This window comes from Peribacillus sp. FSL K6-1552 (assembly GCF_038005205.1).
Classification (GTDB): domain Bacteria; phylum Bacillota; class Bacilli; order Bacillales; family DSM-1321; genus Peribacillus; species Peribacillus butanolivorans.
This window is the reverse complement of record NZ_JBBOST010000001.1, coordinates 5,563,100-5,582,567: the sequence shown is the minus strand read 5'-3', so window position 1 is coordinate 5,582,567 and position 19,468 is coordinate 5,563,100. Positions and strand designations below refer to the sequence as shown.

The 19,468-nt window shown below is 39.4% G+C and carries 12 protein-coding genes and 1 pseudogene; 9 read left to right on the top strand and 4 right to left on the bottom strand.

Annotation, left to right across the window (positions count from 1 at the left end):
- The first annotated feature begins 110 nt into the window (after positions 1-110).
- Complete coding sequence (locus tag NST21_RS26750) at positions 111-3,845, top strand: S8 family serine peptidase (RefSeq protein ID WP_340892244.1); 3,735 nt, start codon at positions 111-113, stop codon at positions 3,843-3,845.
- Between the two features lie 342 nt (positions 3,846-4,187).
- Positions 4,188-4,607 (top strand): hypothetical protein, encoded by a 420-nt coding sequence (locus NST21_RS26745; protein WP_057216029.1) that lies wholly within the window; start codon positions 4,188-4,190, stop codon positions 4,605-4,607.
- Between the two features lie 176 nt (positions 4,608-4,783).
- On the opposite strand, the gene NST21_RS26740 is transcribed toward NST21_RS26745, so the two are convergent.
- The gene (locus NST21_RS26740; protein WP_340892242.1) at positions 4,784-6,229 is read right to left on the bottom strand and encodes an aminotransferase-like domain-containing protein; all 1,446 of its coding nucleotides are present in this window, start codon (positions 6,227-6,229) and stop codon (positions 4,784-4,786) included.
- A gap of 125 nt (positions 6,230-6,354) precedes the next feature.
- Here NST21_RS26740 and NST21_RS26735 point away from each other — a divergent pair, with 125 nt between their 5' ends.
- Positions 6,355-6,963 (top strand): LysE/ArgO family amino acid transporter, encoded by a 609-nt coding sequence (locus NST21_RS26735; RefSeq protein ID WP_340892240.1) that lies wholly within the window; start codon positions 6,355-6,357, stop codon positions 6,961-6,963.
- Positions 6,964-7,230: 267 nt separating this feature from the next.
- A pseudogene (locus NST21_RS26730) lies at positions 7,231-7,349 on the top strand (LysR family transcriptional regulator); the annotation flags it as partial.
- 257 nt (positions 7,350-7,606) lie between these two features.
- Here NST21_RS26730 and NST21_RS26725 read toward each other — a convergent pair.
- Positions 7,607-10,579, bottom strand: coding sequence for a DEAD/DEAH box helicase (locus NST21_RS26725; RefSeq protein WP_340892239.1), 2,973 nt, complete (start codon positions 10,577-10,579; stop codon positions 7,607-7,609).
- The gene (locus NST21_RS26720; protein WP_340892238.1) at positions 10,572-12,197 is read right to left on the bottom strand and encodes a hypothetical protein; all 1,626 of its coding nucleotides are present in this window, start codon (positions 12,195-12,197) and stop codon (positions 10,572-10,574) included. The genes NST21_RS26725 and NST21_RS26720 overlap by 8 nt, the downstream gene beginning before the upstream one ends.
- Positions 12,198-12,329: 132 nt before the next feature.
- On the opposite strand from NST21_RS26720, the gene NST21_RS26715 reads away from it, so the two are divergent.
- Both NST21_RS26715 and NST21_RS26710 read left to right on the top strand, forming a co-directional pair.
- On the top strand, positions 12,330-12,635 hold the full coding sequence (locus NST21_RS26715; protein ID WP_340892694.1) for a hypothetical protein: 306 nt from the start codon (positions 12,330-12,332) through the stop codon (positions 12,633-12,635).
- Positions 12,518-12,865, top strand: a complete 348-nt coding sequence (locus NST21_RS26710) for a hypothetical protein (RefSeq protein ID WP_340892237.1) — start codon at positions 12,518-12,520, stop codon at positions 12,863-12,865. Before NST21_RS26715 ends, NST21_RS26710 begins: the two co-directional genes overlap by 118 nt.
- A gap of 235 nt (positions 12,866-13,100) precedes the next feature.
- On the opposite strand, the gene NST21_RS26705 is transcribed toward NST21_RS26710, so the two are convergent.
- A complete protein-coding gene (locus NST21_RS26705) occupies positions 13,101-13,994 on the bottom strand; it encodes a helix-turn-helix domain-containing protein (protein WP_053348525.1) in 894 nt (297 codons plus the stop codon).
- 543 nt (positions 13,995-14,537) lie between these two features.
- Between NST21_RS26705 and NST21_RS26700 the strand changes: the two genes are divergently transcribed.
- From NST21_RS26700 to NST21_RS26690, 3 genes are all read left to right on the top strand, one after another.
- Positions 14,538-14,855 (top strand): hypothetical protein, encoded by a 318-nt coding sequence (locus NST21_RS26700; protein WP_053348526.1) that lies wholly within the window; start codon positions 14,538-14,540, stop codon positions 14,853-14,855.
- A gap of 635 nt (positions 14,856-15,490) precedes the next feature.
- Complete coding sequence (locus NST21_RS26695; RefSeq protein ID WP_340892235.1) at positions 15,491-16,933, top strand: hypothetical protein; 1,443 nt, start codon at positions 15,491-15,493, stop codon at positions 16,931-16,933.
- Between the two features lie 156 nt (positions 16,934-17,089).
- A complete protein-coding gene (locus NST21_RS26690; protein WP_340892234.1) occupies positions 17,090-19,096 on the top strand; it encodes a penicillin-binding transpeptidase domain-containing protein in 2,007 nt (668 codons plus the stop codon).
- Positions 19,097-19,468: the final 372 nt, after the last annotated feature.

Sequence of the window (19,468 nt, the reverse complement as noted above, 5' to 3'; positions counted from 1 at the left end):
AATAGGAAAATAGTGACTATTATCTCTTAAAATCACCCCAAAGGTTGTGATACTTTTATACTTAGTAAGAAAATTCCAAAAATTGATTATTTTAGAGGAGGAAAAGTTCATTGATTAAACGTAGCTTGTCCATTCTAGCAATCTTTCTATTAGTATTTACGGCAACCGTTTCCGCAGCCAAGCTCCCTGATCCTTCGAACGGTTCGAGCGTTGGAAAGAAGAATCAGGAAAGTATTTTAAAGTTAAAGAAAAACGAAACGGAAAAGAAATACAAAAGTAACGAGAAGGTCAGGGTCATCGTAGAGATGAAGGAAGCCCCGGCAATAGAAATAGCTTCGAAGGAAGGGAAACTTTTTAAAGAGCTATCTAAAAATAAGAGGCAACAATTAAAGTCTGAAAAGTTGGCCAACCAGAAAAAAGTGAAAAATAAAGTGAAAGAGAAAAAAATAGCATTCAAGGAACTAGAAAGCTTTACGACAGTGGTAAATGGTTTCAGTGCAGAGCTTCAATATGGCGAAATTAAAAAGGTCGAAGCCATGCCTGAAGTTGCTGAAGTACATATAGCGAATGAATATGAACGTCCTGTTGAAAAGCCGGAGATGATTTATAGTAAAGAACTTGTCCAGGCTCAGGAAGCTTGGCGGGAGTATGGTTATAAAGGGGAAGGAATGGTCGTCGGTATTATAGATACTGGAATCGACCCATCTCACCGTGATATGGTTCTAAGCGATGAAAATAAAGCAGAACTGACTGAAAGTGAAATTAGTGGAATAAAGGATTCTAGCCATCTATTAGGTAACTATTATACTGCGAAGATACCTTATGGATACAATTACATGGACGAAAATGAAGAAATCCTTGATCTTGGTGAAGAGGCTTCGATGCATGGAATGCATGTAGCCGGAACCGCAGGAGCCAATGGGGATGAAGAGAATGGCGGCATTAAAGGGGTCGCTCCTGAAGCCCAGTTGCTTGCTTTAAAGGTATTCGGGAATGATCCTGCTATGCAGACAACATGGGGCGATATTTATATTAAGGCAATTGATGATGCAATTATTCTTGGGGCAGATGTGCTGAACATGAGCCTAGGATCTACTGCAGGTTTTGTATCAGCTGAAGATCCTGAGCAGCAGGCGGTTTCGAGAGCTGTGAATAATGGGATACTCATGTCGATTTCAGCAGGGAACTCGGCTCATTTTGGTAATGGGTTTGCAAACCCAACGGCCTCAAACCCGGATATCGGCGTTTCAGGTTCACCTGGACTTGCTCATGATTCAGTACAAGTAGCGTCCGTCGAGAATAACTTCATGGATTTAGATGCGGCTACTTATGATATTAAAGGGCAGGAAGGGAAAGCACCGTTCATGTCGGCTTCAAGCGTACATCCCAATGCTCTAAAGGATAAAACATATGACTTGGTTGTTGCAGGTCTTGGGACGCCAGGGGAGCTTTCGAAAGTGGATGTGAAAGGCAAGTTTGCCCTTATTGAGCGCGGCACGCTTTCTTTTATTGAAAAAGCCCAAAATGCTCAGGCAGCAGGAGCGGCAGGAGTCATTATTTTTAACAATGCTGATGGGTATATTTCTATGGCTACAGATCCAAGCATAACGATTCCGCAGTTGTTTATGTTGAAATCGGATGGAATAAAGTTGAAAACAGCCATAACTGAAGGGGAAAAGGTGAAGGTTACCTTTAATGGTGATAAGACAAAAGCTGTAAATCCCGAAGCAGGGAAAATGAGCTCATTCAGTTCATGGGGTGTCGCGCCGAACCTGGATTTTAAACCAGAAATCACAGCTCCAGGTGGACAAATTTACTCGACGTTGAACAATGATGAATATGGCATGATGAGTGGTACCTCGATGGCGGCACCGCATGTATCCGGGGGTTCTGCACTGGTTCTTGAAAGGGTGGATAAAGAATTTAAACTAAATGGATTTGCGCGTGCGAATTTGGCTAAGAACCTGATGATGAATACTTCAAAGCCATTAACGGATCAAGGTGTCGTCAATAATGCTCTTGGTTGGAAAAATCCTTACTCGCCTCGGAGGCAAGGTGCAGGAGTCATGCAGCTACAATCTGCTTTGACCACACCAGCTGTCGTGACGGAGGCATTTACGAAAGAAGCGAAGGTTGCTATGAAGGAAATCGGCAATAAGTTCGCCTTTACTTTGAAGGTTGAAAACTTCAGTAACAAAGCAGTCAAATATGATGTAAAAGGAAATATCCAAACAGACTATGCTATCCAGGGTCAACTGGGTTATTCCGCTAACCAATTAGAGGCACAGGAAATTCAGAACGCTTCGATTAAAATCAATAATAAAAATACAAATAAGATTACCGTACCTGCAAAAAAATCGGTTACATTTGAAGTGAAAGTGGACATATCCAATGCAAAAGTACTTGGCGATGATCTTCAGACTCTTGTAGACATTGACAAGGTCTTCCCAAATGGATATTTTGTTGAAGGGTTCGTGACACTGAAGGATCCAACTGACACTAAACCAGAACTCCATGTTCCGTATGTAGGTTTTAAAGGAGAATGGGACAAGGCCCCGATCCTAGATGGAACTAAGTATGATAAAGAGTCGTTCTATGGCATGGCAGGAGGAGTTTCGACAGCAGATGAAGATTTCACATATCTTGGGTACGACCCTGCAGGAAAAACATTTAATAGTAAATATATTGCGATTTCCCCGAATGGTGATGGAGCACAGGATGACTTCGTGCCGATCCTATCATTCTTAAGGAATGCGAAAAAAGTAGAATTCAATATATTGAATGGTGCAAACAAATCAGTTCGGAAACTTCGAACAGAGAATAATGTGCGTAAGGACTATTATGATGGCGGAGAAGGGTCTTATTACTCTCTTGATCCTTCCCGTAAATGGGATGGTAAAATTAATAATGCACTCGCTAAAGATGGAGTCTATTATTTTGAAATCAAAGCGATGATAGATTACGAGGGTGCAAAATGGCAGACGTATAAAATGCCTATCAAAGTAGATACCTTAGAGCCGACAGTTAAGATTTCGAAAATAGGTAAGGTGTTAACCATCCAAGGTAAGGATAATTTAAATGGTTCAGGACTTGCCTATTACGATGTACAAATCGATGGTGCATCTATCCTTAAAGAGCCCCTTGCAGCGAATACGAAAAAATTCACTCTACCTGATGTAAGAGGGGAAAAGGTACAGGTCGTGGCAATAGACTTCGCTGGTAATGAAAAAGCAGCTGAAACCGAATTGGCCACTGATTCAGCTTCAATCGATAATAATGCACCAGCTGTTAAGATCAAAAGTCCTGAAGCCTTAAGTGTGAACAATAAAAATAAAATCAAAATAACAGGTGATATTGAAGAAGCGTCGGAAATAAAGGAATTTACAATCGACAATAAAAAGGTCCCTGTAACGTATAACAAAACGAAGAATAAGTATGTATTCTCTATTGAAAAGAAATTTGGGGATGGCGTCCAAAGCTTTACTGTTAAAGCAACAGACAAATGGGATAACACGGTTTCCTTTAAGCGGACGATTATGGTTGATACAACAAAACCAGGTTTAAAGGTTAAAGGTGTGCCAGCAACTGTGGGAGTCAAAGGGTCAAATCCAAAAGTGGACGTGACAGTAGAGGATAATTTCGATGAGATCCGCCTTTATTTGAACGGAAGCGAAGTATTCTATAACGAATTCAAGGAACCATACAAAATGCGTTCCTATAAGAAGAAGATAGAGGATTTGGAACTACCACTTAAACCAGGCAACAATAAGTTTGAATTTAAGGTAACCGATCTTGCCGGAAATGAATCGAAGAAAGTATTCAATATTCAAAAAGCCAAAAAATAAACGTAAGGCAGCCCTCTTATCCAAGGGGGCTGTTTTTTCGTATTTAAGACCTATGATGAAAATTTCTGTGGAATTTTCAAAAAGTGAAGTTTGAGCAGCTTTTCTTCCAACTGCCATTTTAGAAATATATGTTTTGCAAAGATGTAGAACATGTATTTTTGTTCGTAATTCATAATAAATCTTCACATATTTCTTCGACAAGCTTTCAGTAGCTTTATGGCATTCTCATCATGCTAATATCGAAATCTATGAGAGAAAATATTTATTTTCGGGTTCTGGCAGGAATATAATAGAAGATAAAGGAATTAGGTATAAAGAACCAATCTAAATAGGAGGGTATCTATGAATTATAAAAGGGGTTTGAACAAAAAGGTATATAGTCGCGGAATTACCATTAAATTTGAAAAAAGAGCAAGTGACCAGTTATCAATTACAAAACCGAGTTTCTTTGATGCACTTCAACATGTTAATTCTCCATTTGAAAAAGTACCCCGCACAGATTTAGCCTATCAAGATTATCCGCTTTGTCAGGAGGTTACCCTTTCGCTATTTGAAAAGGGTATTGCTAAAACATCAATCAAATATGACCCTCATCAAGAAAAAATCACCATTGAGGAAATTTCAGAGGATTATCAGCTGAATAAGGGAGAGGCGCTTACTACAATTCTAGAGCATATAATGATCAATCATGGAAATTACCATTCTTTTTTCATAGTCAGGCCGAAAGAGTGGGCCGCAAAAAGGAAAGCCACTACTCCATGATATCCTCTTCTTTAACTTTCTTAGTAAGCAGTGAAAGGTAGGTGACTTTCGAAAAGTAATTCGAGAAGATTCCTTACCACTGCCTGTTGATTGTTCAGTCAATAAGAATGGAGCTGCCAGGCAGCTCCCATTTATGTCTCAACATGATGAGTCGGCTTTCTGAATCCTTCAAGAATTTAAATCAACCGCCGAATGATCTTTGAGAGGGTTTGAATACCATAAGCTAATTGTTCCTCCGAGGCGTAAGAATATGAAAGCCGTATATGTGTATTGTTATTTGGTTCATATATGTACCCCGGATTAAGGAGTATGTTCTCCTTTATCGCTTGCTTGAAAAGGTTTGGATTCACAATTGGCTTACATAATTTTAACCATATATAAAATCCGCCTTGAGGTATTTGCCATTCAGCCAGTTCCTTAAAATATTGATTGAGAAGAGTTAATGTAAAATCTCTACGTACTATCAACTCATGCCTTAGCCACTCTAAATGCTTTGAATATTGATCACTTGCTAACCATTCTGCCACAAGGTGTTGGGAAAGAGCACTGGACCCGTAATCCATTTGCATTTTAATATCTGCTAAACGTTCAATCACAGTTATTGGACCAGCAATCCATCCGATGCGCAATCCGGGGCTTAATGTTTTGGACATACTGCCAATGTGCAATACAAGGCCATCTGTATCAAGGGATTTTATAGGTAGCGGCGGTTCCTTTTCAAACCACAAGTCACTATATACGTCATCTTCAATAATCGGAATCTGTTCTTTTTTACATATGGATAAGAGGTTTAGTCTTTCCTCTTTTGTCCATGTAGTATTGGTTGGATTGTTAAACGTTGGAACAGTATAAAACAGTGACGCTTTCTTCTTTCCATTGATGCGCTTTATTTGTGTGGGAATACTTTCTCGGCCCTGTTTTGATAAGCCTACTAAGTGCATGCCCGCAGATTGAAAAGGATGAACAGAATTTAAATAGGAAGGGGATTCATGTAAAACCATTGATCCCTTTTGAAGTAAACCAACTGAAATCAATTGGAGTGCTTGAAGCCCACCAGAAACGATCATGAGGGAGCTGGGGCTTGCGTTGACCCCTTTTGTTTCTAAATAAACACTTATACATTGGCGAAGCCTTTTATCACCCTTGGGTTCAGAATAACCTAATGAGTGGGCATCAAAAGAAGTGGATTGCAACGTCTTTTCGATTTTTTTTGTAGGCAATAGAGATGGAGAAAGTTCGCCCGTGCCTAATCTGATGATGGCAGTGTCTGTTTCATACTGATTAATGTCCTGAATCGTTTTTAAATTAGGTTCATGAAGGCCATTCCGGACATAGTTTTTCCAGTCGGGCTGTTTGCTGGAGACGAGCACATTCCATGTGTTATTCGAAACGAATGTGCCAGACCCAACCTTAGTTTCTAATAGTCCGTCTGCAATCAACTCATCTATAGCTGTAATGATGGTACTTCGGTTTACGCCAAAAGAATCGGCCAATGAGCGTTGTGATGGAAGCTTGGTAGCAACTGGCCATTCCCCTCGTGTAATTTGTTGTTTCATCCAATCTACTATTTGTTGGTGAAGAGATTGGCTGGACGGCCGGTTTGGTCTCCATTCGATAAACATACGAAAACCACTCCTTTCATGTTCTATATTCATTATAAATTGGTTGGATTGAAAACCAACCAAATGGATGGTCAATCCCTTTGTTTTTTTCATTATACTGAATATGAATGGAGGGAGGTATTCGTATGGGACCATTTTTTCATGGATTATTATTGGCATTAGGGCTGATACTGCCATTAGGAGTGCAAAATATATTTATTTTTAATCAAGGAGCAACCCAACCTACCTTAAAAAAAGCATTGCCTGCAACGATCACAGCTGCCATTTGTGATACAGTACTCATTCTGTTAGCTATTTTAGGTGTTTCGTTGATTGTCATGCAATATGATTGGTTGCGTCTTACATTAATCATAATCGGAGTTATATTTTTATTGTATATGGGTTTTCAGATGTGGTTTGCCAAAGCGAACTCACGGTCAGATGGTCAAACTATGCAGATGTCCACCAAAAAACAAATTGTATTTGCTTTATCCGTATCACTACTGAATCCACATGCAATCTTAGATACGATAGGTGTAATCGGTTCGAGTTCACTTGTTTATTCCGGAACGGATAAAACGATTTTCACGGCAACATGCATCGTGGTATCATGGTGCTGGTTCCATGGATTATGTCTGGCGGGACGATTGCTAAAAAAGGTTGATACATCTGGCAAATTCCTTGGAATATTAAATAAAACCTCTGCAATCATCATCTGGATTACGGCTCTCTATATGGTGAAATCGATTTTTTAAAACAGATAAATGGCATCTGAATTCGAACTTAACTAATCTGGAAAAGAAGTAGATTACCCAGTTGGGTAATCTATATTTAAGGAGGAAATACAATTTTCCCTTTCTTATTTGCAGTTAAAACTATGCAAATTCATGTATTAGACTTACAGGATAGTTTTGATCTGTTTTTATTATCTCCCTTTCCATTTCTGGTGATAACTCAAACCCTTTCTTTTTAAATGATATTCTTCTCCACTAGTGCCTCCGTGTTGTGAAAGAGGATTGTTAAAAAACCAATTAGCGTTCAAGCCAATCGAAGTACCAGGATTTATAAAGAGTCATGCCATCTATCATAGATCCAGATGGGTATCTCCCGTGTTGGGGAATCATTCCTTACGCTATTATAAGAAGGGTTCTTTGATGAATGAACAGGGTCAAAGCAAGGATTGCTTTAAATATACTGGATCCGAGAAAGTTATAGACTAGTTTCCTAGCTATGAAAGGTTAAGAGTAAAAAAATTGCAGTATTAATCGGCGCTTTTTGAATAAAAAAGGAGAATACATCTCGAATATGTATTCTCCCTTTTTTTTTATGTCTTAATAAGCTAACACCCTGCCCTCATTCATCTTCGTATCGTGAGAGGTTTTTTTGAGTGTGAGTACATTATTGAAGTGCAACTAAGTCCTTTATTTCCTCTGTGGAAAGTTCAGTGATCCAGTTGTCACTACTGATAATCTCGTCGTTTAGTGCTTGCTTTTTATCAAGCATCTGGTCGATTTTTTCTTCCAGTGTCCCTGTGCATATTAACTTATGAACATGAACGAACCGCTGTTGTCCAATTCGATAGGCACGGTCTGTAGCTTGATTTTCAACAGCTGGATTCCACCAGCGATCATAGTGAATGACGTGGTTTGCTTCTGTTAAATTAAGTCCTGTGCCACCTGCTTTTAACGATAGAATGAAGATTGGAAAATCTCCATCTTGGAATCGAGTAATCATATCATCACGTTGCTTTTTGTTCGCACTTCCATTCAGGAAGGGAACTTCAAAGCCATACCGTTTTTCTAACAATTCCTTCATCATATTGCCCATCCCAATATATTGCGTGAAAATGAGGCAGCTTTCATCTTGTTCGCGGACAGCGTCGACAAGCTCAGTCAGTTTCTCAAGTTTGCCAGAGCGGTTAGGTGCCTTCAGGATGTTTTCTTTTTCCGTCTCTTTTAAATAAAGAGCAGGGTGATTGCAAAGTTGCTTTAGTTTATTAAGCATTTGCAGTATGATGCCTTTTCGTTCAAAGGCCGACAGCTGTTCGATATCAGTAAAGGTATCCTTGATTAGCTGTTCATACAGTGATGCTTGCTCGGTGGTAAGCGGAACGAATTCCTTCTGCTCTTGCTTATCCGGAAGATTCAGAGCGACTTCTTTATCACGTTTTGTCCGGCGGAGCAAGAATGGTTGAATCAAGCGCTGTAATTCCTTGATTTTACCCTTCTCTTCTTCACGTTCGATGGTCGCCACATATTTTTCCTGGAATTGACCAAGCGTTCCAAGATAGCCTTTGTTAATAAAGTCAAAGATTGCCCATAATTCGCTTAAACGGTTTTCCATTGGCGTACCCGTTAAGGCGATATGATGACTGCCATTAAGCTTGCGAACCGCCTTGGATTGCTTCGTTTGGGCATTCTTGATATTCTGTGCTTCATCAAGGATGACACTGCTCCAATGGATGGAAGACAGTTCAGCCACATCTTGATGGGTCAGGCCATATGAAGTTAAAACGATATCATGGCCCGCTGCTTTTTTAGCAAAGGCTTCACCTTTAGCTCGATTAGATCCGTAATGAAGATGAACCTTAAGTGTGGGCGCGAATTTTTCTAATTCTTTTTGCCAGTTGCCAAGAACGGATGTTGGACAGACGATAAGGGCTGATTGAACTGAAACAAGTTCTGGAATGGAGGTAATTATTTCTACCTCATCGCTGCTCTCCGTGTTACTTTCTTCGTCGACAATGATCGGTTCACTCTTTTGTTCGTCCTTCGAGGCAATAGGGAGCTCCTTAAGGGCTCCTTCAGTGTCCTTCACATGAAGTAGGTAGGCAATCATCTGAACGGTTTTCCCGAGCCCCATATCGTCTGCAAGACAAGCTCCAAAACCATGCTCTCTTAAAAAAAGCAGCCAGCTCATGCCGAGTTTTTGATAGGGACGCAAATCGCCTTGAAGTGTCTTAGGAATGGGCAGGATGGAAATGTTTTTTGTTTCCTGCAGTCTTCCCACCATTTTACGAAGCTCCTGATTCAATTCAAATTGAATTCGGAGCATTTCGTCGTTTTCTGAATCATCATCGCCATCCACTTCTGTGCTGTTCAATAACTCTTGCTGCAGCAAATCCGACAATTGAATTCCTTTTTCATTGGCTGTTTCCATCAGTTCCTGAATTTGCTTAATGAAAGCTGGGTCGAGTTTAACCCATTGGCCGCGAATATAAACGAGTCTGCGTTTTTCATTGACGAGCTCCTCGAACTCCGCCTCAGTGAGCTCTTTACCATTCAGGGAGAACCGCCAATCAAAGTCCATTAAAGCTTTAAGGCCAACGTAAGAGGGGCCCCGATTCGATTGGCTTTTTACTTTCGCTTTCACCTTGAGAGTGGACTCTTTCAGGGCTAGCCACCAGGATGGAAGGAGAATTTCAACACCAAGAAACAGTAATTTTTCGCTAGCATCGGTCAAAAACTCCCATGCGTCGGTTTCCGAAAGCTCTCTTTTTAGACGACCATTCTCTCCAAGCCAGGGCACGACGAGTTGCCAGCGTTTAGTAGCACGCACCACATCGCTTGCGTACTTATTCCAGCCACGCGGCAGTTTTTTTCCTGTATATGTTTCGATGATATTCTCATCTCTTTTGGAACGAAGGGTGACATCGAGTATCCAAGGTCCATCACCATCAGGGGGCTCAGTTAACCGAAGGCCTATAGTGAATGGTTTAGGATCATGCTGGGCGCCGAGCCACTCCTGCCAGCTGTTTTTGTCGAAAAAGGACTGCAATTCTTCAGGAGAAAGTCGTGAATCCTTTAATGCTCCGACAGCTTCGCTCCATTTATGCTGCATCGGTGAGTAGTTTTTTAAATACATATTCGCGGCACCATTATACCACTTCTCGATAAAAGTTCGATTGGTTTCCATTTCATGTGTAGGAAGGTCCAAGGAGATTTCTTCTTCCCAAAAGGAAGGAACAAATTCCTCCTCTACTTCTTCCGGCAGCTTCCAGCCGATTGAGTCCAACTGTAAATTAGTGAAATCCGGTACGGGAATCCCTGCTTCAATGGATTCATGGAGAACAGGTGCTGCAGACAGGCAAAGGGAGGAAATCTCGGACCATTCCCATTCAATGAAGGAGTTAAAGCTTTCCTTCGCAAAAAAATTGAGCAGACCCCAAGCGTCAAGAATGAAAACTGGATTTCCTTCTATCGTATCGGTCGTCATTTTAGTACCGTAAAAGCTGGCGTCATCCCAATTAAATAACAGTCTGCGAATATAATTCGTGTTGAGAAAGCTATTCTCTTCATTGACGACACCAAGGACGTAGGTTCCGTTTTCAAGAGCCGCTATTTTGATTTTTAATTTTCCTGGATTAAACATCGATTAGCTTACCCCTTTTTAGTTCTTCTTGGAAAGCGCGTAGCCGTTTCGTTGAATCGGCTACATATAGAATATAGCGTTCGAATACGTCTTCTTTTTTACTCTTTTTATAGATAGTGCGCATCTTTTTTAAATAGCGAACAGCTTGCTTATAGGCAGGACGGTTTTTCAAGGACACTTTTTCCTGAACCGCATGGTAATAAAGGGGCAGGATTAGTTCAGGTTCCTTAGAGACCACTTCTTTAATGGATTCACTGCTGATTAAATCAATGCTGATATCTGAGTAAATATGCATCTCCACCCATTTTTTATATTGTCCTTGTTCAAAAAGGAAATTTGCGTAGTTCCAATAGCTGTGTGGAAGGGTAGCTCGGTAAAATTTTTCAAGCAAATCGGTCCGCTTTAACTTATAGCAGCAGCTGCTAATCAAAGTCGTAAAGGTCCGAACGAAATCCACCCGCTGATAATAATCAGACAGATCCTCCAAAAACTCCTGTACATGAGCGATGATGAACTCAATGAAAGGAATGGCCCGTGAACGGTTGTCTGATTCAGACAGGAGAGTCAGCCAATAAAAGATATACGGACAGGCTTCCTTCTTCAATTCATGGAGAAGTTCAATCGCCTGATGATCCTGATTCTCTAGCAGGGATAGGTGAATCGCTGCTAGAGAATAGGAGGTCCGCTCAGTTGTACCTAAATACTGTTCTGGAAGTTCTCTCTTGACCCGTTCGAGTTCCTCTTTACGCCATGAGGACGTGGTGAACAAAAAGCTCCAAATCTCCCGATAGAGATCGATCTTTTCATATTCTAGGCCTTCCCCGCCATTCAGTAGCTTCGCTACATCTTCTTTGATGCTGAAAACGAAAGGATCAAAGGCGAAGGGGCGTGCCTGTCGACTAAGCGGCTGTACCGTTTCATGCAGCTCTTCTGCAAGATCGACGGCCAGTGCATAAAAGACACGGATCGTTTGCGTCTGACTTTTATGTAACTGAATCATTCTCAGTGTCAGCTGCATTGTGCAAAATTGTGTAACAAAATGATAAAGTAGCTTCCATTCCCGTTCCATGGGGGCCTTGGAGCTGAGACGTTTAAAGTAGGTCTGTATATGATTTTCAATCACATAAGTTGGTGCGCCTAAATGAGGCTCTACTTGTTCCGTGAAGGTATCGTTCACGAATTGCTTCCATGATGGATAGCTTTTATCTAAGATAATGGATTTCTCCTCTACTTGTTTAAGTAATTCACTTGCCCGCTTTACTTGCTGTAAAGCTTGGGCGGGTGTGGTATTCTTTGGTGCGTTCCATTCGCTTAACCAATCGGAAACACTAGCGTATTCCGAATACGCAGAAAAGAAAACCGCCATTTGATGCCGGCAAATAAACCTGGAATCACATGTACAGCTTCCATCCTGAGGGAAGAGAAGATTCAACCTTGCCTTATAGCGAGTGACATCCTGCACCTCAGCAGTAATTGTATCCACCGCTTCCTCTTTAAGATCAACAAGCCCCTGACGGTACAATTGAAGCCCTTGATTTACCACATCCGAATCATCCGAATTCCCGGCATCCAAAAATCCTGCCAGTCGCTCCCCAACAAACAACAACTCCCGCTCCATACTCTCCTCCTTTAGGGGTCAGACCCCATTTCCCGAAATTATATTTTTGTATTATCATTGATCTATCAGTACTTTAACAACACCGGTTAGGGGTCAGACCCTATTTCCCGGAATAGGAAAGGATGATGTTTTATGCCTCGAAAACCGAGGATATGGTACCCTGGTGCGATGTACCATATTACAAGCCGTGGCAATCGCCACAGTAACATTTTTTTAGACGACAAGGACCGACTTCGTTATCTGCATCATTTAGAGGAAACGAAAGAAAAATATTTCTTCGAGCTTCATAGCTCAATCATGTTCATCTTCTCCTCGAAACGATGCAGCACCCCATCAGCGATATTATGCATAAGCTTAACTCCCGCTATGCTATCTCCTTCAATAGGCGTCATGACCACGATGGACACCTTTTCCAAGGCCGTTATCATTCCGTCTTAATCGAATCAATCGAACAATTCACTGCTACAAGCCGTTATATTCATTTAAACCCTGTAAAAGCCAATATCGTCAAAAACCCCGCTGAATATAAGTGGAGCAGCTATAAAGCCTTCCAAATAGGGAAACCAAACATGCACGTCAACCCCACACAAATCCTTCATTACTTTCAAACCCCACAAAACTACGAAGAATACGTAATGAGGGGGTCAGACCCTATTTCCCATCCATAAAAAAGACCAGAAAACCTTTGAAAGTACAGGGTTTTCGAGCAATCGGATAGGGGTCAGACCCCATTTCCCGAGTGGTTTTTTGAAGCATCTCTTTATTATACTTCATTTTGGCTTGGAATTTGAAATGGAGGAATACAGGTTTTGGAATATGGACATGAGAGCTTGTGTATTTGCTTTGTGAATTCGTAAATGTGAAGAGCCATTCCCGTGTGGGGAATGGCCTTTTAATATAGTTTTAGTTTATTTTCATTTCATTCTTCCAACTATCCAGTCTTTTGTTGATAAACGTAGCAAATGTATGATTCTTTTGTAACGTGAAGAGAAATGCAGACTTTTCTAGATATTCTTTTGCTTCTTTATAGTTACCTACCAGTTCAAGGTTGTAGCCTAAATGGTAATGTAAATCGGCTAAAGCATATAATTGATCATGTTCCAAGCACCATTTTATCGCATCGCGGCAGCATGTAATAGACTCTTCATATCGGACTAATCGTGTTAATACTCTACCAAAATTATAGGATAAACGTGTCTTTAGCGTCTTATCTGTTAGGATAGGAAGGGCTTTCAAATGATCAAGTGCCTTCTGAAGCAATGCAAATGCATTTTCGTATTGTTCTTCGGCAACGTACATCACTCCGAGACTACTTAAAATTTCGAGCTCCCGTTCCGAATAAATTTTATCCGTAGTATGAGTAATAGCAATGGCTTGTTTAATAAATTCAATAGCTTTATCTAGATCTTTATTTTTTTCGTATTCATAGATGCCTTTGTGCCAAAGAATTAGCTGATGATTCTTTTTGTTCTGTAGAAATAGTGGACTGTTTTCCTCAGTCTTCACAATTTGTTGCATTTCCTCATAATTTCGGGTTCTTCTGGCTATTTTTAGTTGATGGATCACTTCTTCTACGTAATCCAGTCTAGGGGTCATGCCAATATCAAAAAAATAATTCACATCCACTCCTAAGCGTTGAGAAATTAGATAAAGAGTGGACGCGTATGGATAGACATCACCTTTTTCAATCTTGCTAATCTGTGCTTGTGTACAAATACCGGATGCTAACTCTTCCTGTGAAAGTCCGATTTGTTTGCGTAGTTCTTTTATTTTTTGTCCAACTGCAAAAAAATCCATTTTGATTCTCCTTAAAATATGCCTAGAGTTATATTTTGTTATGAAAAATCGGTAAAAGCTGTATGTACCTGTCCTTAACGGTTTAAATAGATTCTGTAGTCGATATATATGATTTTAAGAAGTGTGGTTAAATATAACTATAGAATTAATTTCTATTTTAACCAATATTTTTTTGTAAAAAAGGAGGATTGACCTATGAAAAAAAGTACTAAAGCATTAGTCGTATCTTTTCTTATCATCGCTGCTTTTGTGATTGTTCCAAACGAATTACCAGGCCTATACGCAGAACTTCCAGGCTTATATAAATAAGAATCGAACTTTAATTTTGCTCTTTCTAGCATCTTCATTCGAAGGTGTTTTTTTTTTGTTCTTTTGGAGATTATTCTTTTGCGCATATTCCTTTAGTTATAATTATCTACGGATTGGGAATAAAAGGTCCAATTGGTACGGGTAGAAGAAACGTAAGCGTAGTTTGGAACGCCTATTTCCTTTTATTAATTTTGTTATAGTATAAATAACAAAACGGAGAGAGGTGTAAGGTTAATGATTGATATTAATATGAAAGTTCAACCCTCTTTTTACGATGAAGAATGTGCCATTGTGTTTTCTTTTTATTTTGATAAGGCAACCAAAAAGATCGGTGAAGCTGTGGTATACACATGCAAAAAATCAAACGAAAAAGGATACAACCAAGATAATATAGATACAGATATACAGGAAAAAATCGCTTATATTAAAGAATTTTCTATAGTAGATGAATATCAGGCAACATCTATGAAGAAAATTCAACATTTTTTGGACGTAATCGGTATCAAAAAGTGCGTAAGGCACAACCATCTGGGAAATGAAATTGCATTTTAAACAGTAAAAACTCATGACATTTGTGTGTCATGAGTTTTTACTGTTTAATTGAGATTTTTGACATTTTCACTTTTTTCATGAAGTCACTCATTCGTTTTCTATCACTTGTTTTTGAGGTATTTTTTTCAATTAATATGAATTGATGTTTGTTGTTATTGGATTTCATGATGTCGCTCCTTTTCTGGGTTTTTACCCTTTTTCATTTCATCTAAAACGTGAATTTAATGGATAAGTAGGACCGTATATAAATGATAGGGTGGGGAAAACTTAAATATTCCTATAGTTATATTTTTGTCTGAAAAGCTCAGTATAATAGAATTTATTACCATCTAATACGCTGTAATGCCTAAATAAGGTGTATTTTCGTGTTTTATTCTACTAAAAATAAATGCTAAAATGTTCCGAATATCGGATTTTCATTAGAAACATCAGTTTCTAGTACCCTAAAGTGAAGAGAGTTGAAAGACTCTCTTCGATGGCCCCCAGGCTCATGCTTGGGGGATCTTTTTTTTGTTGGCGGATACTTTGTCCACTTTATTTTTACAATATGTTTCGTTTTGTTTTTATATGCCTGGGTAAATATAAGAAACAAGATGAATTAAACCTGGGCCATCCCGGTTTAAGCGGAGGAATAGATGATGGATGTGATAAATAATAAAAATGATCTTACGAAGCGTTCCTTTCAGCAGTTCATCTTTCCATTCACACTCGAGGGAAATAAGATTGAAACTTTTGTTGAAAATTTGCTTGAGGACAATTTTGTATTTTTGAACTTGAAAGATATGAATCAGCAAAATGGGTTTTACGGTGACCATAAAGTTTTACACCGTAAATTAGAAAAATACTTTATGCCGTACATTGAGCCGATTTTGTTTCCAAGCAGTTCAAAGCAGAAGGAAGGATTGCGACGTTTTACAAAAAAACTGGATGTTGGGTGCACCTTCGAATCACCGTATTTAAATACCCCTTTTATTATTAACTCAATTGATATCTTTATATGCCCATTTCATATTGGCATGATGAATCTCCGTGTTACGTTGCCGGAGGGGCTTTCATACAATGATGTGCTCTATTTTGGCGACACGTTCCGAATCCTCGAACCAATTGCCGATGACGAAGAGAAAACGAAAATCGGCTGTAGGAAAAATGAATATAAACAGGTGAAGGATTTTATCTTCAAAGAGTTACTTCCACCGCTGGAAGAGTATATGGACGAAGAACAAGCCGATCCGTCTAATTTCGGAAGCTTACCTTTTTTTATCGATGAAAGAATGTATGTAATTAGCTACATTGTACTCCCAGAGTATCGTAATATTTCTAAAAATGATTTGTACCGTGCCAGTGATCTGAATGGGTATGATAGTGATGGTGAACCCTATATCGGTGCAACAAATCCAGATTACATTGAACGGTATTATCAGGAAAGGGTGTATGACAGGTGGGCGAAGGAAACCTATTATGTAACAAGCGTGTATCATTTTGCCTGTGTCACTAAAGCGACAGGTAAGCTGGAACAGCAACTTGCGAGCGAAATGTACGGTCAGCACTTTTATGCGGTGTTGCTTTACTTCTATTATAAAATAGTCCTTCTGAAATTGGCTCATGAACACTCCCGAATTGATGTGGAAAAAGACCAAACAAGTACAGAACAGCTTATCTTCATGATCACCGAGTTTTCCGCAAAATACTTATTTACCGAAGTCAACAGTACGGCTACTGGGAAAGAGCTATTTAAAATGACGGATGAAACCTTTAGGATTGCCCCGCTTTATAAAGAAGTAAAAGAAACACTTTCCTACCTCTATCAGAATCAGGATAAACTAGCTGGGAAAAGCAGTAATTATCTCTTGCAAATCCTCACGATTTACACCGTTATCTCCGGAATTTTCGGGATGAATCTATATATTGAAGATTGGAAAGGGAAATTAACATGGAAAGAGTATATGAATTACACCATATATGAATGGGTGGCCGTCTTTGTAACGACAACTGGTCTTGTTATTTCCAGTTTATTGGGCTTTTTCTTCCTAAAAAAATGGCTGCAAGAGAAAAGGAGTCGAAAAAAGAAAATGCTTTAATTTGTAGGAGTCCTGTACTTAAGTACAGGACTTTTGCTTTAGCATAAACACGGGAAATTAGTAAAATTAAGAAATTAGTCATACAAATTCCCCCATTTCACTAATATTTTGATAAACTATATGTATACCATTCTAACTATTCATTAGGAGGAAATCATGAAGAAACTAGCATTAGTTTCCAGCTTTTTGTTGATGAGCGTATTGTTTTTGGCAGGCTGCTCGGATGAGCCTAGTCCAGAAGAGCGCTTTTCGGCTTACACGAAGCTTTGGAATAAACAGGATTATACGAAGATGTATGAGTATCTGTCATCTGATACAAAGGAAAAAGTCAGTGCAGATGAATTTGCGAAGCGCTATGAAAAAATCTATAAGGGCATTGAGGTCGACCAATTAAAAGTGGACTATAAACAGCCAAAAGAAGAAAAAAATCATAAAGATGCAAAAAAAGTAAATCTTGCCTATACAGTTGATATGGAAACAATGGCGGGAGCGATTAGCTCTGATCATAAGGCAACCCTTGTCAAAGAAGAGGGAGATGAGGAAGAAAATTGGTACGTCAAGTGGGATGAAAGCTATATCTTCCCTGAATTAGAAGCTAATGAAAAAATTTCAGTTGAATCGTACCCGGCAATACGCGGGGAAATTGTTGATCGAAATGAACGTGGTCTTGCAATGAATGGTAATGTTGCAGAAGTAGGAATCGTACCAGAGAAAATGGCCAATGAAACTGAGACTGTTAAGAAGGTTGCTGGAATTCTTAACATGTCTACGGATGAAGTGAATCAGAAATTGAACCAATCATGGGTGCAGCCTAGCTATTTTGTGCCTATCAAGAAAATGTCATCCGATAACACTGCAACCTTGGAAAAACTATTAAGCATTGCTGGGGTCTCGGTCAATAATACAATGGATCGTATATACCCCTATAAAGATGCTACTGCCCACCTAATCGGATATGTCGGTGAGGCGTCGGCGGAAGACCTGGAAAAATTGAAAGGCAAGGGCTATACCGCAAGTGACGTTATCGGCAAGCGTGGTCTCGAGGAAATTTTAGAAGAACGTCTGAAAGGAAAGCCAGGCGGTAAAATCTATATTAAGACAGAAAATGGCGAAGAAAAAGTCATAGCTGAAAAGCCAGCTGAAGAAGGAGAAACAATTACATTAACCATTGACGCTGAGCTTCAAAAGGATATCTTTAAGCAATACGAAAAAGAAGCAGGGTCAGCTACAGCACTTGACCCAAAGACCGGCGAAACGCTGGCGCTTGTCTCAAGCCCGTCATTTGATCCTAACAAATATATATTCGGAATAACAAAAGCCGAACAAAAAGCGCTTGAAGAAGATCCGGATAAGCCGCTTCTGAATCGATTCAGTTCAACCTTTGCACCTGGTTCAACTATTAAGGCAATAACTGCGGCGATAGCTTTGAAAAATGGTGTGGATCCGAATGAGTCAATCAATATCCAAGGGAAAACGTGGGCCAAGTCGACTTGGAAAGACCATTCCATCACAAGAGTCGCTGATCCCGGTGTAGCAATCGATATGGAAAAAGCGTTAATTTATTCAGATAATATTTATTTTGCCCAAAAAGCACTTGGCCTTGGTAAGGACAAATTCACAAGTGGACTCAAAGCATTTGGCTTTGATGATGCATTGGACTACGACTACCCGATCAAAGCATCGAGCATTGGTAAAGTCGACAGTGAAGGGCGCCTGGCAGATGCTGGATATGGTCAAGCGCAAATTCAAATGAGCACGCTTCATTTGGCTATGACGTACTCAGCATTCTTAAATGAAGGAAACATCCTTAAGCCTTCGTTAATAACAGGCGATAAAACTGAAAAGAAAATATGGAAAGAAAAAGTCATATCAGCTGATCAAGCGAATCAGATCACTAAGATGTTGACACAAGTAGTGGAACATCCTAAGGGAAGCGGTCATGGCATAAATGATCTTGGCATCAAAATCGCAGCCAAAACAGGAACCGCTGAAATAAAGGCTTCCAAAAACTCCAACGGAACAGAAAACGGCTGGTTCGTCGCTATGGACACGGAAGATCCAGAACTTCTTATGGCATGGATGATTGAAGATGTAAAAGGACGCGGCGGGAGCCATTTAGCTGTCGATCAAATGAAACCGATCTTGAAGAAATACTTGAAATGAATAAGGAAAGGCACCTACTGGTAGTAGGTGCCTTTTTTATGTATCTATATTCCTATTACAAATTGATAACATATAAAAACAAAACTCTTTTAAATATTAATTAATGAAATAATAAATCATCACAAATTATAGTTGATTAATAGAGAGATAATTGGAAGTAATAACAAAAACTTTAACTTAAAATTATTATAAAAAAGGTAGAAATTTCAAAATAATTGTATTATTGTAGATTTACAAGGATAAATTGGTAAAAAATGATTGTGTTTATATAGTTTTATAGAACTAGTTTTTAACATTGTTACTTAAAATAGGAGTTGTGAAGGGGTTAATTAGTGCTGAATTGTTTGTTTCGTAAGTCGTTGTTATTTTTTA

What these genes read in the sequence shown, in the direction of transcription:
- NST21_RS26745 (WP_057216029.1), top strand. Translation starts at nt 4,188, where the DNA reads ATGAATTATAAAAGGGGTTTGAACAAAAAGGTATATAGTCGCGGAATT.
- NST21_RS26740 (WP_340892242.1), bottom strand. Translation starts at nt 6,229, where the DNA reads ATGTTTATCGAATGGAGACCAAACCGGCCGTCCAGCCAATCTCTTCAC.
- NST21_RS26735 (WP_340892240.1), top strand. Translation starts at nt 6,355, where the DNA reads ATGGGACCATTTTTTCATGGATTATTATTGGCATTAGGGCTGATACTG.
- NST21_RS26725 (WP_340892239.1), bottom strand. Translation starts at nt 10,579, where the DNA reads ATGTTTAATCCAGGAAAATTAAAAATCAAAATAGCGGCTCTTGAAAAC.
- NST21_RS26720 (WP_340892238.1), bottom strand. Translation starts at nt 12,197, where the DNA reads ATGGAGCGGGAGTTGTTGTTTGTTGGGGAGCGACTGGCAGGATTTTTG.
- NST21_RS26715 (WP_340892694.1), top strand. Translation starts at nt 12,330, where the DNA reads ATGCCTCGAAAACCGAGGATATGGTACCCTGGTGCGATGTACCATATT.
- NST21_RS26710 (WP_340892237.1), top strand. Translation starts at nt 12,518, where the DNA reads ATGCAGCACCCCATCAGCGATATTATGCATAAGCTTAACTCCCGCTAT.
- NST21_RS26705 (WP_053348525.1), bottom strand. Translation starts at nt 13,994, where the DNA reads ATGGATTTTTTTGCAGTTGGACAAAAAATAAAAGAACTACGCAAACAA.
- NST21_RS26700 (WP_053348526.1), top strand. Translation starts at nt 14,538, where the DNA reads ATGATTGATATTAATATGAAAGTTCAACCCTCTTTTTACGATGAAGAA.
- NST21_RS26695 (WP_340892235.1), top strand. Translation starts at nt 15,491, where the DNA reads ATGATGGATGTGATAAATAATAAAAATGATCTTACGAAGCGTTCCTTT.
- NST21_RS26690 (WP_340892234.1), top strand. Translation starts at nt 17,090, where the DNA reads ATGAAGAAACTAGCATTAGTTTCCAGCTTTTTGTTGATGAGCGTATTG.